The organism is Actinomadura madurae (assembly GCF_047130825.1).
Classification (GTDB): Bacteria; Actinomycetota; Actinomycetes; order Streptosporangiales; family Streptosporangiaceae; genus Spirillospora; species Spirillospora madurae.
In genome coordinates this window covers 5,745,647-5,760,530 of the sequence record NZ_CP083237.1, presented here as the reverse complement: position 1 = coordinate 5,760,530, position 14,884 = coordinate 5,745,647, and the positions used below count along the sequence as shown (strand labels likewise).

The 14,884-nt window shown below is 69.0% G+C and carries 17 protein-coding genes and 1 pseudogene; 15 read left to right on the top strand and 3 right to left on the bottom strand.

Features of this window, described 5'->3' with window-relative positions; all coding sequences use genetic code 11:
• Positions 1-35 precede the first annotated feature (35 nt).
• Positions 36-683, bottom strand: coding sequence for a TetR/AcrR family transcriptional regulator (locus K8Z49_RS26020; protein WP_021592656.1), 648 nt, complete (start codon positions 681-683; stop codon positions 36-38).
• Between the two features lie 264 nt (positions 684-947).
• On the opposite strand from K8Z49_RS26020, the gene K8Z49_RS26015 reads away from it, so the two are divergent.
• From K8Z49_RS26015 to K8Z49_RS25990, 6 genes are all read left to right on the top strand, one after another.
• A complete protein-coding gene (locus K8Z49_RS26015) occupies positions 948-2,597 on the top strand; it encodes a long-chain fatty acid--CoA ligase (protein ID WP_412515444.1) in 1,650 nt (549 codons plus the stop codon).
• A 36-nt stretch (positions 2,598-2,633) separates the two neighbouring features.
• Positions 2,634-3,176 carry a cupin domain-containing protein gene (locus K8Z49_RS26010; protein WP_021592659.1) on the top strand — a complete coding sequence of 181 codons (543 nt, stop codon included), beginning with the start codon at positions 2,634-2,636 and terminating at the stop codon, positions 3,174-3,176.
• Positions 3,177-3,358: 182 nt separating this feature from the next.
• Positions 3,359-4,072 carry a hypothetical protein gene (locus tag K8Z49_RS26005; RefSeq protein ID WP_111830683.1) on the top strand — a complete coding sequence of 238 codons (714 nt, stop codon included), beginning with the start codon at positions 3,359-3,361 and terminating at the stop codon, positions 4,070-4,072.
• Between the two features lie 330 nt (positions 4,073-4,402).
• Positions 4,403-4,774 (top strand): hypothetical protein, encoded by a 372-nt coding sequence (locus tag K8Z49_RS26000; RefSeq protein ID WP_021592661.1) that lies wholly within the window; start codon positions 4,403-4,405, stop codon positions 4,772-4,774.
• Between the two features lie 49 nt (positions 4,775-4,823).
• Entirely contained in the window at positions 4,824-5,519 is a 696-nt protein-coding gene (locus K8Z49_RS25995; RefSeq protein WP_412515443.1) for a hypothetical protein, read from the top strand.
• Between the two features lie 206 nt (positions 5,520-5,725).
• On the top strand, positions 5,726-6,601 hold the full coding sequence (locus K8Z49_RS25990) for an endonuclease/exonuclease/phosphatase family protein (protein ID WP_218163907.1): 876 nt from the start codon (positions 5,726-5,728) through the stop codon (positions 6,599-6,601).
• On the opposite strand, the gene K8Z49_RS25985 is transcribed toward K8Z49_RS25990, so the two are convergent.
• On the bottom strand, positions 6,588-6,719 hold the full coding sequence (locus tag K8Z49_RS25985) for a hypothetical protein (protein WP_268746395.1): 132 nt from the start codon (positions 6,717-6,719) through the stop codon (positions 6,588-6,590). The genes K8Z49_RS25990 and K8Z49_RS25985 overlap by 14 nt on opposite strands.
• Before the next feature lie 77 nt (positions 6,720-6,796).
• Between K8Z49_RS25985 and K8Z49_RS25980 the strand changes: the two genes are divergently transcribed.
• From K8Z49_RS25980 to K8Z49_RS25945, 8 genes are all read left to right on the top strand, one after another.
• Positions 6,797-7,258, top strand: a complete 462-nt coding sequence (locus K8Z49_RS25980) for a nuclear transport factor 2 family protein (protein WP_412515442.1) — start codon at positions 6,797-6,799, stop codon at positions 7,256-7,258.
• A 107-nt stretch (positions 7,259-7,365) separates the two neighbouring features.
• Positions 7,366-8,586, top strand: coding sequence for a hypothetical protein (locus K8Z49_RS25975; protein ID WP_075024493.1), 1,221 nt, complete (start codon positions 7,366-7,368; stop codon positions 8,584-8,586).
• Positions 8,586-9,371: an SDR family oxidoreductase gene (locus tag K8Z49_RS25970; RefSeq protein ID WP_412515441.1), complete on the top strand. Its 786-nt coding sequence runs from the start codon at positions 8,586-8,588 to the stop codon at positions 9,369-9,371. Before K8Z49_RS25975 ends, K8Z49_RS25970 begins: the two co-directional genes overlap by 1 nt.
• A 13-nt stretch (positions 9,372-9,384) precedes the next feature.
• A complete protein-coding gene (locus K8Z49_RS25965) occupies positions 9,385-10,563 on the top strand; it encodes a sulfotransferase family protein (protein ID WP_075024495.1) in 1,179 nt (392 codons plus the stop codon).
• 43 nt (positions 10,564-10,606) lie between these two features.
• Positions 10,607-11,392 carry a class I SAM-dependent methyltransferase gene (locus K8Z49_RS25960; RefSeq protein ID WP_033330282.1) on the top strand — a complete coding sequence of 262 codons (786 nt, stop codon included), beginning with the start codon at positions 10,607-10,609 and terminating at the stop codon, positions 11,390-11,392.
• Positions 11,393-11,502: 110 nt separating this feature from the next.
• On the top strand, positions 11,503-12,054 hold the full coding sequence (locus tag K8Z49_RS25955) for a copper chaperone PCu(A)C (protein ID WP_075024496.1): 552 nt from the start codon (positions 11,503-11,505) through the stop codon (positions 12,052-12,054).
• 116 nt (positions 12,055-12,170) lie between these two features.
• Entirely contained in the window at positions 12,171-13,052 is an 882-nt protein-coding gene (locus tag K8Z49_RS25950) for a diacylglycerol/lipid kinase family protein (protein ID WP_075024497.1), read from the top strand.
• Between the two features lie 61 nt (positions 13,053-13,113).
• The gene (locus tag K8Z49_RS25945) at positions 13,114-13,839 is read left to right on the top strand and encodes a TIGR02206 family membrane protein (RefSeq protein WP_177287910.1); all 726 of its coding nucleotides are present in this window, start codon (positions 13,114-13,116) and stop codon (positions 13,837-13,839) included.
• A 7-nt stretch (positions 13,840-13,846) separates the two neighbouring features.
• On the opposite strand, the gene K8Z49_RS25940 is transcribed toward K8Z49_RS25945, so the two are convergent.
• On the bottom strand, positions 13,847-14,626 hold the full coding sequence (locus tag K8Z49_RS25940) for a maleylpyruvate isomerase family mycothiol-dependent enzyme (protein WP_412515440.1): 780 nt from the start codon (positions 14,624-14,626) through the stop codon (positions 13,847-13,849).
• Positions 14,627-14,713: 87 nt separating this feature from the next.
• Here K8Z49_RS25940 and K8Z49_RS25935 point away from each other — a divergent pair.
• Positions 14,714-14,881, top strand: a pseudogene (locus K8Z49_RS25935) (isocitrate/isopropylmalate family dehydrogenase); the annotation flags it as partial.
• Positions 14,882-14,884 lie beyond the last annotated feature (3 nt).

The window sequence follows — 14,884 nt, the reverse complement described above, 5'->3', positions numbered from 1 at the left end:
AGCACGCACGAGATCAAGCCGGGCTCACCGGTCTCCTATCTCGTCGGCGTTGCCGCCTGCGCGACCTCGGTCATCTTGATCGCCAGCCTGGCGTAGAACTCCCCGAGCTCCGAGGGGGTGTCGGGGCCATCGAGCCGGTACCAGCGCACCAGGTCGACCCCGAGTGACAGGATCGCCCGTGCGATCTTGTTGACGTCCCCGTCGGACACCGGCACATCGGAGATCCGCGCGTCTTCGATGTGCCGGTGGACCGCGTCCCGGAAGATCGTGTTGATCTCACCGCGCAGCGCCAGGATCTTGTCGTAGTGCTCGGGTCCCAGCGGCCCCAGCTCGTACTGGCAGATCCGGCCGACCGTGTGGTGCCTGGCGTGCCAGGACACGAACGCCGCGACCAGGCGGCACAGGTCTGCGCGTGCGTCCTCGCCGGCAGGCAGCCGGCGCAGGTCCTCCAAGACCCGGGTGTGGCCCATGCGGAGGATCTCGTACAGCACCTCTTCCTTGGACTCGAAGTGCACGTAGAGGGCTCCGGGGGAGATCCCGATCTTCGCCGTGATGTCCCGCGTCGTGGTCGCGTGGAACTCCTTCGCCGAGAAGCACAGGACCGCGGAGTTGAGCAGGGCCTTCGCCACGTCGCCGAGTTCGGCGTCCCACAGCTGCTCGGACGCGTCGTCGAGCCGGATCATCGCCGGTCTGGCACGGCGCCGTGGACCACGTTTGGCCACCATGCCGCTCAGAAGACCCGCGCGGAGCCGGTCATCTCCCGCTCCCCGGCCAGTGCCGCGAGGCCCTCGACTCTGGGCTTCGCCGTGACCACGATGCCTTTGCGCATGCCGGGCTCCCTGATCCGTCGCGCTCCCACACACTTACTGGACGCAGAGTTACTTTCGTGCACGGTGGGCGTCAAGTCCTCTTCCGGGTGTTGACAGCCAGGCACTATATCACTAACTATGCGCTTAGTAAGTATCCCTGCGAGGAGGGACGCCGACCGGATGCACGGCTTGATGCAGGAACGATCCCTGGCCCTTCCCCTGGTCTTCCGGCGGGTTGAGCGGTATTTCGGGCACAAGCGAGTGGTGTCGGGCCATGCCGCGGGGGAGACGGTTGTGGCTTGGAGTGAGGTCTGTGAGCGGACGCGCCGTCTTGCGGCGGTGCTGGATCGTCTGGAGGTTCCGCATCAGGCCCGGGTTGGAACGTTCGGGTGGAACAGCCAGCGGCATGTCGAGTTGTATCTGGCCGTGCCGTGCTCCGGCCGGATTCTGCACACCATCAATCACCGGTTGTTCGGCGAGCAGATCGGCTACATCGTCGAGGACGCCGCCGACGATGTGATCTTCATCGATCGTTCGTTGCTGGCGGTCGTCTGGCCGGTGGTCTCCGCCTCGGCCGGCATGCGGTACGCGGTGGTCATGGACGATGGTGCCGATGTGCCGCTGCCGGACGATCCGCGGATTCTGGACTACGAGACCCTCATCGCCGAGGCCGCGCCCGTCGGTCAAGAGTTCGCCGTGCCCGATGAGAACACCGCGGCGGCGCTCTGCTACACCTCGGGGACGACTGGGAACCCCAAGGGCGTCTTGTACAGCCATCGCTCGGTGGTCCTGCATGCGCTGCTGCTGCTGATGACCGACAATTTCGGGATCAATGAGCGCGATGTGATCATGCCCGTCGTGCCGATGTTCCATGTCAACGCTTGGGGGCTGCCGTACGCCGCGATGCTGAGCGGCGCGGATCTGGTCCTGCCCGGCCCGGTGACCGATCCCGCCGGACTGATCTCGCTGATGGAGCGGCACCGTGTCACCTTCTCCGGTGCGGTGGCCACCGTATGGCGGGGCATGGAGCCGTACCTCGCCGGCCATGACCTGTCCAGCGTGCGGATGATCGTCTGCGGTGGTGGCGCGGTCGACGAGGCGCTGTCTCGTTCGTACCAGAAGGCCATCGGGATACCGCTCACCAATGCCTGGGGGATGACCGAGACCAGCCCGGTGGTGACCACCTCGCGGCTGGCGACCGTGCACGACGGCCTGGACGCCGACGCCCGGCGCGCGGTCATCGGGTCCCCGGGCCCGGCGATTCCGTTGACCGAAGTGCGTCTGATCGGTGACGACGACGCCGAAGTGCCGTGGGACGGGGCGAGGCCTGGAGAGCTCCAGGTCATGGGGCCCACCATCGCGGGGCGGTACTTCGGGGAGGCCGAGCCCGGCCCGGCCTTCACCGAAGACGGCTGGCTCAGGACCGGGGACGTGGCGACGATCGACCGTTACGGGTACGTACGGATCGTCGACCGGACCAAGGACCTGGTCAAGTCCGGCGGTGAGTGGATCTCCTCCGTCGAGCTGGAGAACGCGATCATGGCCGAACCCCGGGTCGCCGAAGCCGCCGTGATCGGGGTGACCGACCAACGATGGGGCGAACGGCCGGTCGCCTACGTGGTCCCGAGACCCGGAGCCGAGCTCACCGCCGACGACGTGCGCGAGCACCTGGCCGACCACGTCGCCCGCTGGTGGATCCCCGAACAGGTGGTCTTCGTGCCCGAGATCCCCAAGACCGCCACCGGGAAGTTCTCCAAACGGCAACTACGAGCAGGACACCAACGGTAGGCCAGCACCCGACCACCCCACGAAGGAGCCGCGATCATGGCCATTGAACCCCGTCTCATCGTCACGGGCCGCGAGGCCGACGGAACCTCGGTGTTGGTCACCGACCAGCCCGGCGAACCGATCACCGTCGGCGCCATCCCCGGCTCGGAGTTCTACCTGCTGTGGGGCACCGAGGACGGCGGCGCCACCGTGGGCACCGAACCCCGGCAGCCGAAACTCGTCCCGTTCTTCCCCGGTACCGCGGGCACCCGCATCCTGTTCCTGCGGTGGGCGCCGGAGTCCTCCGCCCCAGAACAACTCGGCGACCCGGACGAACTGGCGGCCGAGGCCACCGACAAACTCCCCGGCCTGATGGACGTGTTCGAACCCGACCACCCCGGCATGCACACCACCGACACGATCGACTACGGCATCTGCCTCGAAGGCGAACTACACCTGGAACTGGACAACGGCGAAGAGGTCAAGCTCACCCCCGGCGCCTGCGTCGTCCAGCAGGGAACCCGCCACGCCTGGCACAACCGCAGCGACAAGCCGGCCCTGATGTGCTACGTCCTCATCGGCGCCGACCGCGACTCCTGATCTAAGGATCTCCTCGACGACGGCAAGGGCCTGACCATCATCGGCATGATCGCCGACTTCTGGGGCGGGTGGGGGCGCGCGATCCCCAATACGTCCTCGCGCATAAAGCGCACCCTGCCCCCCAACCCCGACAACCGCACCACGAGAACCCGAACCGACCCGCGAACTGCGTCAAGCTGGGCTTGGCCGCGCTCAAAGGGCTTGAAGAGCCCGAACTGCAGAAGCTCGCCCCGTCGCTGCGCACTGTTGAGGAGATGCTGCCGTCCGCGTGGGGGACCCGGGGCGCCGACCGTGCTCGCTTGCCTCAGGCCGTGCGGTCCTATCTGGCACTGGCCGGCGGGTCGCCTGCCGATCTGCCCGACTCGGTGCTCGTGCCGCGCGATCGATGGGCAGGGGACCTGAGGGAGTGGCTCGGCGCCGAACCTCTGCCGCATCTGGTCGAGTTGATCATTCATCTGGCGACCCTGGCGTCGGGCCGGCCGACGGCCGCGTGGCGGGGGACGTGCGAGGCATTGGCGCTCGGGGAGGGTGCACGGGAGTTCGGCCGGCGAGCGCTGGCCGGACTGGTGGAGTGCGACCCCACCACGATGCGGCGCCACGGTAAGCAGCAGCGGGTGCTGCTGGACGTCCGCAACCAGGAACTGGCGCGAGGTGTCGTCTGGATGGCGGCGCTGACCGAGGGCCCCGCAGCGGTGGCAGCACTGGAGGCGGTGTTCTTGCGGACGTCATACGACACCTTCGCCTACTTTCCCGAGCCCAAGGTGGCCACGGCAGCGGTGCACGCGCTCGGGGTCATCCCCGGCCCGGAGTCGTCCGCGGCGCTGCGGCGGTTGCTGGCGAGGACCCACCATGCGGGAGATCGCAAGCAGATCACGGCGGCGCTCAGTTCCCCGTGACCTTCGGTCGTCATGTTGGTGTGGCGGGTGTGTCACGCTGGGTGGGTGGTTGGTGGGGGTTTGTCTGGGTGGGTGCGGTGGCGGGTCGGGGTTGCGATCTCGTGTGCCTTTGTTGCCGTGGTGGGTGGGGGCGGGGTGGTGGCCGCCTGGCGGCTCGGGCTCTTCAACTCGGATGGACGGTTCGAGGATCTGGACGCGTGCGCGCTCATGCCTGAAGCGGGAGTCCTTGCGCCGTTGGTTTCGAACGGGCGGCGAGAGCCTGGGGCGTCCAAGCCTCGGTCGTTTCTTGGATGGGGCGGGGATACCTGGTCAGAGTGCAAATGGAGCAGCGTGCCGGCGGGGATCGACCGGCCGTTCCGGACGGTGCGTGTTCACGTCCAGACGAAGCATGCGGCCACGAATCGGACCGGCCCTGAAGTCGCCGCCGATGCGCTGCAGAACTGGTACGACAACCGTGTTCGCCGGGGTGCGCGGGTAACGCCGGTCGACGTTGGAGAGAGGGGCTACGGGGTCACCGACAAGGCGACCTACGTCGTCATCGTGGCTCGCGTCGAGGTGTTCGATGTGCACGCCAAGTTCAGGGTGTCCAACGCCGTTGTGGACGTTTCGGCGCGTACCCATGACCAGCCGGGCGTTGAGGAGAGGGCGCAAGTGGACGGCCTCGCGAAGAGGGTCGCCGCCCGGTTGAACTCCTTCGGCTGATCCGCCGGGGTAGTCGCGCCGTTGAGCTGAGCGCTTTATCGTTCGTTGGGTGTCGGGTGATCAACGGGTGCGCAAGCCTGGTGACGAGGCCGTTCTGGTGGCGATCAAGCGGCCGTCGCGGGAACGCCGGCGTGCGCTGGGGCGGCGGGCCTTGGGGCGGATGGGCCGGGCGCAATGGATCGTGGCGGGGCCGCTCGTCGCGGTCGTTCTCTTTTTCGTTGTCGCCTTGACCGTCTACCCGCCCTTGTACGTCCTCTTCGGCACGAGCGTGCCGGGACTCGTCGATGAGAAGGGGCCCCTTTCGGCCGGGGACAAGTTCAAGGCATTGGGGATCTGGATTCCCTGGATCCTGATTCTCGGATTCGCGGTTTGGGCGTTCGTTCGGCAGCGGGTCATGCGTCCGTACCTGGCCGTGGATGCGGACGGGGTCTGGCCCGTCTTCGGTGGGCGTATTCGGGATGGGCTCGGGTGGCAGGAGATCGCCGCGATTCATGTCGTGGCGGAGAACGCGCCCACTACGGTGCCCGCGGTGGAGGCTTCGCCGCCGTTCGTGGAGATCTTTCCGACCAGGGCGATTGACGATTCCGGCTCGGCGACTCCGTTGGCGGCCATGGTCGTCATGGCTCAGCCTCCTGTGCCGAGGTTGCGCGGTAAGCGTTACGTCATTGAGCTGGCCGTGCCGCCTGATGAGTTGGGGCGCGCCATCGACTGGTTCGGTGCAGGTAAGCGCCTTGTCTTGAGGTAGAGCCGAACTGCCCCCGAGCAAACCGGGTCGCTTGTTAGGGCGTTCTAGGGACGGTGAGGGCAGCCTTGGTGGAGCGGATTCGCGTGGCGGGCGGTGCGGCGGCGAAGGCGGCGGTGTCGCGGTGGGCGCGACGTCCGGCGTCGGACGGGGACGAGAAGGGCCGGTCGACCTGGGCGCGGGGGCGGGTGCTCGCGGCGCTCGCGGTGATGACCGCCGGGCTGTTCGCGTTCCACAGCGTCCTGCCCGATTCGATGGGCAGTCTGGTCGAAGCGTTTCTGCCTTGGTTCGGTCTGGCCGTGGTGGTGCTGCTCATCTTGGCGGTGGTTCGCCGTTCGGCTACCGCGCTCGTGGCCCTGGTCCTGCCGGTGGCGGCGTGGATATACGGTTTCGGCGGGTTGTTGCTGCCCGTGGGCGAGCCTGGCGGGCACGACCTGGTCGTCGTGCAGCACAACGTCAGCGACGAGAACACCGACCCGGCGGGGACGGCTCGCGCACTGGCCAAGGCCGAACCCGATCTCATCGCGGTGGAAGAGCTGGTGCCTTCGGCGGTGCCGGTTTACGAGAGGACGTTCGCGGCGGATTTCCCGTATCACGCGGTTCAGGGCACCGTCGGGCTCTGGTCGAGGCATCCGCTGAGCGGTGTCAGGGCGCTGGACATCAAGCCCGACGGGATCACGGAGGAGTGGAACCGCGGGCTGCGGGCCGTGGTCTCCGCGCCGCACGGTGAACTCGCCGTGTATGTCGCGCATCTGCCGTCCGTCCGCGTAAGGGCGAGTGGTCTGGCGTCGGCCTGGCGTGATGAGAGTGCCGGACTGCTGGGCAATGCCGTTGCCGCGGAGGAGGTAAAGGCGGTGATCCTGCTGGGCGACCTCAACGGGACGGTCGATGATCGTGGGCTAGGACCGCTGACATCGCGGATGAACGTGGCCGAGCGCGGGTTGGCCTTCAGCTTCCCCGTGTCTTTGCCGGTGGCTCGCATCGACCAGGTCATGGCGCGGTCGGCGACCGTCCGTCACGTTTGGACCCTGCCCGCCACCGGCAGCGATCACCTGCCGATCGCCGCACGGGTCACGCCGGATTGACATGCCAGGGGCGTTCGCCGGGCTCGGGCAGGGTGCCGCGCTTCACGAGGATCTTCGTGCCGTCGTCGGCCTCGCCTTCGTCGTCGCCGGTCATGACGAGCGACGCCCCGGCGCTCACGTTACGCACCGCCTCGCGGCGGCCGGGGGTAGAACCTGTTCTTGTCTTATCGCGGTGGAGCGAGCAGGCTGTGTCGCATGGATCTGGTTGCCCTGGAAGAGATTCGGCGGCTGAAGTACCGCTACCTGCGCTGCGTCGACCTCAAGCTGTGGGACGAGTTCGCCGAGGTGTTCACCGAGGACGCCGTCGCCGAGTACGACACGCCCGTCCTGAAGAAGACGCTCCGGCTGGAGGGGCGGGACGCGATCCTCGACTACATGCGCTCGAACCTCGGGCCGGACAAGATCTCGACGCACACGGCGGGCTGCCCGGAGATCGACCTGGACGGCGACCGGGCCACCGGCGTCTGGTCGCTGGACGACACGATCATCATCCCCGGGCACAACCTGCTCATCCGGGGCGCCGCGTTCTACTACGACACCTACCGGCGCGGGGACGACGGGACGTGGCGGGTCGAGAGGACCGGGCACCGGCGGACCTACGAGTACATGGTGTCGCTGGACGACGCCCCGAGCCTGAAGTTCACCACCTCCCATTGACCGGGACCTCGCGTTGACCTCCACCTAGAACGAGTTCTAGCGTGCGTCACGCCAGTCGCGATCACGAGCACGGCTAAGCTCCTCACCCGCGATCCCAGGAGAGCCCGGTGGCCACCGACTCAGCCGCAGGCACGACCGACCGTTCCGCAGCCGCCGCGCGCTCGTTCGCCGACGCGGTCCTGGAGGCCGAGCGGATCATCCGCACCGCGCCGCACGTCAAGACCGACCAGGACCTGGCCGAGGGCCTCGACTACCTGGCCGGCAGCATCAAGGCGTCGCTGCACATGGTGGGCGCCTACCAGCAGGACTATCCGTTCTTCGCGTCGTCCACCGGCCCCTACACCAAGCTGGGGCTCGACAATCCCGACACGCTCTACTTCCACGCCTACATCAGGGACGACGCCGAGTACGTGGTCACGGGTCGGCGCGGCACGACCGCCGATCTCAGTTTCCAGATCATGAACGGCGACTACTCGCCCACCGAGTCGCCCGACAGCCTCACCGCCTTCGACGACCGCGAGCTGGACATCGCCGCGGACGGGACGTTCCAGGTCCGCTTCGGCCCGGCGAAGGAGGACGCCGGCCCCGGTTACGTCGCGCTCGCCCCCGGATCGGCGATGCTGATCGTCCGGGAGGTGTTCAGCGACTGGCCGAACGAGAGGCCCGGCGAGATCCGCATCCACCGGGCCGACACGCTCGGGACGTCCCCGCTGCCCACGCCGTCCGATCGGATGGCCCGGCGGTACGAGATCGCGGGGAAGATGCTGGTGTCGAGGATCCGCACCTTCCTGGCCTTTCCCGAATGGCACTACCTGCAGTTGCCGGTCAACACGCTGACCGAGCCGCGGCCGACACCCGGCGGGCTCGCCACGCAGTTCTCGTCCGTCGGCCACTACGACCTGGACGACGACGAGGTCATGGTCATCACCGCTCCGGCCGCCGCCAAGGACGTGGCCCCCTACCAGGGATTCCAGCTCGGCAGCATGTGGTACATCTCGCTCGACTACATCAACCACCAGACGAGCCTCACCGCCGACCAGGCCCGCGTGGACGAGGACGGCATGATCCGATACGTGGTCAGCGAGCGCGATCCCGGCCTCGCCAACTGGATCGAACGCACAGGTCATCGCCGCGGTTATCTGCAATTCCGCTGGCAACGCCTCACCCGCGACCTCAAACCGGAAGACGGCCCGAGCGTCGAGGTGGTGCCGTTCGACGAGCTGCCGAACGTTCTGCCCTTCCACGACGGGCAGCGCATAGGCAAGGACGAATGGGCGGAGAAGATAGCCGCGCGCCAGACCGCCGTCGCGAAGAGGATGCTCGGCTGATGGGCACGGAACTGCTGAAGGACAAGGTCGTCGTCGTATCCGGGGTCGGCCCCGGGCTGGGACGCGGCCTCGCGCTCCAATGCGCGGTCGCCGGCGCCGATGTCGTGCTCGCCGCCCGCAAGGAGAAGCGCCTCCTGGAGGTCGCCAAAGAGGTCGAGGAGATCGGCCGCCGCGCCGTCACCGTCCCGACCGACATCAGGGACGCGGACGCCTGCGAACGGCTCGCCGAGACGGCCAAGGAGGCGTTCGGACGTGTCGACGGCCTCATCAACAACGCCTTCGCGACGCCGCCGCTGACCGATCTGACCACGGTCGACATCGACGCGGTGCGCGCCGGGTTCGAGACCAACGTCCTGGCCGCGCTGCACCTCACGCGGCTGTTCGTCCCGGCGCTGGAAGAGACCGGCGGCTCGGTCGTGATGGTCAACTCGGCCGTCCTGCGCCATTCGAGGCGGACGTTCGGCGCCTACAAGATGGCCAAGGCCGCGCTGCTCGCCATGGCGCAGAACCTGTCCACCGAACTCGGCCCGCGCGGCATCCGCGTCAACACGATCGCGCCGGGCTACATCTGGGCTCCGAACCTCAAGTGGTACTTCAACCACCTCGCGGAGAAACGCGGCGTCCCGCCGCAGCAGGTGTACGACGAGAACGCCGCGACCACCGACCTGCGGAAACTGCCCGAGCCCGACGAGGTCGCCGACACCGTCGTGTTCATGCTGTCGCCGCTGGCCCGCGCCGTCACCGGCCAATGCCTGGACGTCAATTCCGGCGAGTGGCACCACTAGGAAGGGCGCACCGATGGCGAACGGCCGCGACAGCGTGGGGACCGTCGAGGACCTGCACGCCTCCGCCAGGAAAGTCACCGGCATGGACGACTTCGGTGGCGACGAGTACATGGAGGGCCTGCGCGTCCTCGTGGAGTCGCTCGTCAAGGACGCGGGGCTCACCCCGTTCGGCAACAAGGCGCAGCGGGCGATGCTGCGCGGCGCTCTCGCGGCGCGCCAGTTCTCCGAGGCGGCCTGGCGGCGTCATCCCGAGTACGCCGGCGTTCCCATCGAGCGGCCCGTTTTCGTGACCGGCCTGCCCCGCACCGGCACCACCGCCTTGCACCGGCTGCTCACCGCCGACCCGGCCCACCAGGGCCTCGATCTGTGGCTCGCGGAGGTGCCGCAGCCCCGCCCCCCGCGCGAGACCTGGGCCGACGATCCCGTCTTCCAGGCGATCGACGCCGGATACCGCCGGCATCACGTCGAGAACCCGGAGTTCATGGGCGTCCACTACATCTCGGCGGACTCGGTCGAGGAATGCTGGCAGCTCCTGCGCCAGAGCATGCTGTCCATCTCGTTCGAATGCCTCGCCCACCTGCCCACCTACTCGGCGTGGCTCGCCGGGCGGGACTGGACGGACGCCTACCGCCGCCACCGGCGCAACCTCCAACTCATCGGCCTCAACGACGCGGGGCGCCGCTGGGTGCTGAAGAACCCCAGCCACCTGTTCGCGTTGGACGCGCTGCTCGACGTCTACCCCGACGCCTTGATCGTCCAGACGCACCGCTCTCCGCGCACCGCGATGGCGTCGATGTGCAGCCTCGCCGCGCACGCCACCGCCGGATGGTCGGACGTGTTCACCGGCGCCACGATCGGCCGCGACCAGCTCGACCTGTGGAGCCGGGGCCTCGACCGGTTCCGCGCCGAACGTGCCCGGCACGATCCGGCGCAGTTCGCGGACGTCCACTACGACGATTTCGTCCGCGATCCCATCGGAACGGTCGAAGGCGTATACACCCGGTTCGGCCTGCCCTTCACCGACGAGGCCCGGACCGCCATGACGGAGCTCCACAACGCGAGCGCCACCGGCGCCGCAAAACCGGCACATCGGTACTCCCTGGAAGACTTCGGCCTTACCGCGTCCCAGATCGACGACCGTTTCGCCGACTATTCCGCGAGCCCGCGCTTGCCGGACGCGGCGCCGGGGTAGGGCACCCAGCACTCACCGAGGGTGCTCATGGGGGATGAGCCTGATGACCGGACCGCTGCCGCCCACCCGCAGGAATCGCGCGAGCCTGGCCTACAAGATCCGATATGCCGCACGGAACCCGGACAAGATCAGGTCGTATCTGTCGCGGGTCGCCCGCGATCTGAAATTCCGCGTTTCCAGCCGGAACCACATCGCCTACTACCGGGCCGTCATGAAGTCCGACACGGCGCGGGACCCGGAGGCCGCTGTCGGCAGCCGCTCCCACGAACGCTGGCTCGCGCTCGGCCAGATGCAGTTCGACTACCTGCTCAAACACGGCCTCAAGCCGGACGACCGGATCCTGGAGATCGGTTGCGGGAACCTGCGGGCCGGCTGGCGCTTCATCGACCACCTCGACGCCGGGAACTACTACGGCATCGACATCTCGCCCGACATCCTGCTCGCCGCGCAGAACACCCTCGTCCGCCACGACCTGGGCGAGAAGCTCCCGCACCTGATGCTCGTCGACGACCTGAAGCTCAAGTTCCTGCCTTCCCGGCACTTCACCATCGTGCACGCGCACAGCGTGTTCAGCCATTCGCCCATCGAGGTCATCGACGAATGCCTCGCCCATGTCGGACGCGTTCTGGCTCCCGACGGCTTCTTCGACTTCACCTTCGACCGGACCGAGGGAACCGAGCACCACGTCCTGCGTGAGGACTTCTACTACCGCACCGAAACGCTCCTCGCGCTGGCCGAACGCCATGGATTCAGCGCCCGTTTCATGGACGACTGGGAAGAACTCCCGCACGGCCAGTCGAAAATCCGCGTCACCCACCGCGAAACCTGACGCCGGCGGCGCCGCCGCCCGTGGATTCGTCTTTACACGCGCATGGGTTTGATCGACACGGCGGCGAGGAATCCTTCGCCAGTTCGGAGAGATCTGAGGTCGGGGGAACGATGGACGTCGCTCAGCTCGCCCGCGCCTTCGCCGCCCCGGCGGTGGCGGCGCTGCTGGCCGGCGCGCTCCTCGCGGGATGCGGCGACGACCCGACCGAGACCGATGTGTCGCCCGCGGCCGGCATCTCGGGGCAGATCGGGGCGGTCGACATCCGCGACCTCTTCGTCCTTGGCGGCCAGGAGGGCGAGACGATCCAGCGGGGCGGGTCGGTGCCCGTCTACATGACGCTGGTCGACTCGCCCAGCGACGCCGAGAGCCTCGACGCGTCCGGGAGCCCCGATCCCCGCGCGGGCACCGACCGGCTGACGGCGGTCTCGTCGCCCCAGGCCGCCTCCGCGGAGATCGTCGGCGGGACGGTCCGCCTCCCCGCGGGCGGGAACGTGCGAATCGGGCCCAAGCCCACGATCGTCCTGCGCGGGCTCAAGCAGGCCGTGCAGTCCGGGCAGTTCGTCCCGATCACCTTCCGTTTCGAGCGGTCCGGCAGCGGGTCCTTGAACGTCCCGGTCCAGGCCCGTGAGGGCGATCTGGAGAGCTACTCCCCGGCCCCTTGAGGGCGGTGCCGGAATTTTCCGGACTTGAAGGGGAAGGCATCGGGGGCGTGGGCACCCCCCGCGACCTCCGGCCCGCAACGCCTCCCGGAGGTTTCCGTCCGCCGACCAGAGGGACCATGCTTCTCTTCACCAACGCCAACGCCGGCACCCATGACGCTGAGACCGTGGAGAAGGTCGCCGGCCTCCTCCGGGACGCCGGGCGGGACGTGACCGTCTGCCCGTCCGCGTCGTCCGGCGACCTCGACCAGGCTCTGGACGGCGACCGGGACGCGGTCGCCGTGGCCGCCGGCGGCGACGGGTCCATCAACCGCCTGGTCGGCGCCCTGTACCGGCGCGGCGAGCTCGACCGGACGGTGGGGCTGGTGCCGATGGGCACCGGGAACGACCTCGCCCGCAACCTCGGCGTCCCGCTCGACCCCGAGGACGCCGCCCGCCTCCTGCTGGACGGCGGCCGGCGCGAGCTGGACCTGATCGTGGACGAGGACGGCCGCGCGACGCTCAACGCCGTCCACGCGGGCATCGGGGCGGCCGCCGCAGCGAGCGCCACGCGGTTCAAGTCGCGCCTGAAGGCCGCCGCCTTCCCGCTGGGCGCGACTCTGGCTGGCCTCCGCCACTCCGGATGGCGGCTGAAGGTCGAGGCGGACGGCGAGCCCGTCGCCGAGGGCAAGTTCCTGATGGTGGCGCTCAGCAACGCGTCCGGCATCGCGGGCGGTACGGCCCAACTCGCCGCGGACGGCCACCCCGGGGACGGCAAGCTCGAACTGGTCGTCTCGGCCGCCACCGGACCGTTCGCGCGGGTCGCCTACGCCCTGCACCTGCGGAAGGGAACCCACCGGTTCAGGGACGACGTCCTGCACAGCACGGCGTGCAGCGTCACCCTCAGCGGCGAGGACTTCCGGATCAACAGCGACGGCGAGGTGTCCGGCCCCTACACGAGGCGCACGTGGACCCTGCACCCGAAGGCCTGGCGCCTGATCGCCCCGCCCGCCGCCGGCTGAAGCCCGCAAGGCACCCCCGCACTTCCCGAAGTCAGAGCGGGTGTGGTTAGCATCACCTGTGGTGACCGCCGCCGAACGATTCGCCGCGTACGGGCCTTCGCATTGGGCCGCGCTCGGGTTCTTCGCGATCGGATGCGTCGGGCTGGTGCTCCTCGGCCGTGCGCAGCGGACGGCGGGTCCGGAACCCGGGGAGCAGGCCAGAGGCTTCGGCAGGGCGTACGCGCTCGCGGTCGTCTACGTGATGATCGGCACCCAGCTGCACTCGCTGCTGCCCGGGCAGTTCCGGCTCGGCGGCTCCCTGCCGCTGCAACTGTGCGACCTGGCGTGGCCCGCCGCGGTCGTCGCGCTCTGGACGCTCGGCAGGCGCTCCTTCGCGCTGACGTACTACTGGGGCCTCACCCTGTCGGTGCAGGGCCTGATCACCCCCGCGCTGAACAACAACGACTTCCCGGACATCGCCTACCTGGGCTTCTTCGGGATGCACCTGATGATCGTGTGGGCCGCGGTGTACCTGACGTGGGGGCTCGGGATGCGCCCGGACTGGGGGAGCTACCGGTTCGCGTGCGCGGTCACGGCGATCTGGGCGGTCGCCACGTTCGTGTTCAACCTGATCGCCGGGACGAACTACGGCTACCTCAACGAGAAGCCCGGCACCGGGTCGGTGCTCGACCTGATGGGCCCCTGGCCGTGGTACATCCTGGTCGAGGCCGCCATCATCCTGGTCGGCTGGGCGCTGATCACCTGGCCGTGGACGCGGGCGGACCGGGCGCGCGAGGCCGCCCGCTGACAGCGGCTCAGGCCAGCCAGAACCCGGTGCGGGTCAGCCACAGGTCGAGCAGGCCCGCGTCGCCGGCCACCTCGACGCGGGGCGCGGGCCGCCGGTAGAGGAGCATAAGGACGTCCGTGGCCGGACCGCGAACGGTGACCGCGGGCTTATCGGCAGCGCCGTCGCGCTGGGAAGTCGGCTTGCCCCCGGTGAGGTCGACCAGCCACCGCGCCTCGCCCGCGTGGAACTGCAGCGTCCGGCCGGGGCCGAGCAGGCCGGGCGCGTCCGGTCCGGGCTCGTACGCCTCCGGCACGGTGGCGAACTCGATCCATTCGTCCACGCCGTCGAGCGCGACGTCCTCGTCGAGCGTGTACTCGGCCCCGGTCGCCAGCGCGGCGTCGGCCCGGTGCACGGCGGTCTCGAACGTCATGCGGCGGGCCCAGAAGTCGGCGGTCCGGCGGTCGATGTCGGACGGGTTCCACACCTCCACGCCGGGCCCGGCCTCGTGCAGGCACGCGGCCAGCCGGGAGGCTCCCTCGGCGAGCCAGGGATCCAGGACCGCCCAGTCCTCGTCGGCGTATCCGGCCAGGTCGTTGGCGGCCTTGTCGGAGACGGGCTCGGTGGCCCGCGTCCGGACGGCCGTCTCGGCCCACCGGTGGTCACCGCCGACGTGCCGGAGCAGCTGGCCGACGTTCCACCCGGGACAGGAGGGCACCGGCGCGGTCATGTCCGTGTCCTTGGCGTGCGCTCTCAGCAGATCGGTCTGGGCGACGATCTCCTCGCAGTAGCGGTCGAACGGCAGGAGCATGAGTTGATCATAGGGACACGGTGCCTCTCCAGTGGTCGTTCACGCCGGTTCTCCGGCCTTGAGCAGGTGGGCGTCGAGCGATGACCGGGGACGATCGGCATCGCCCCGAGCGCGAACATCAACCCGGACCGCACTCGTCCGAGCCTCTTCGAACCCGTCCACGGCTCCGCCCCCGACATCGCCGGGCAGGGCATCGCCAACCCGGTCGGCCAGATCTGGTGCGCCTCGATGATGCTCGACCATCTCGGCCACCCCCGC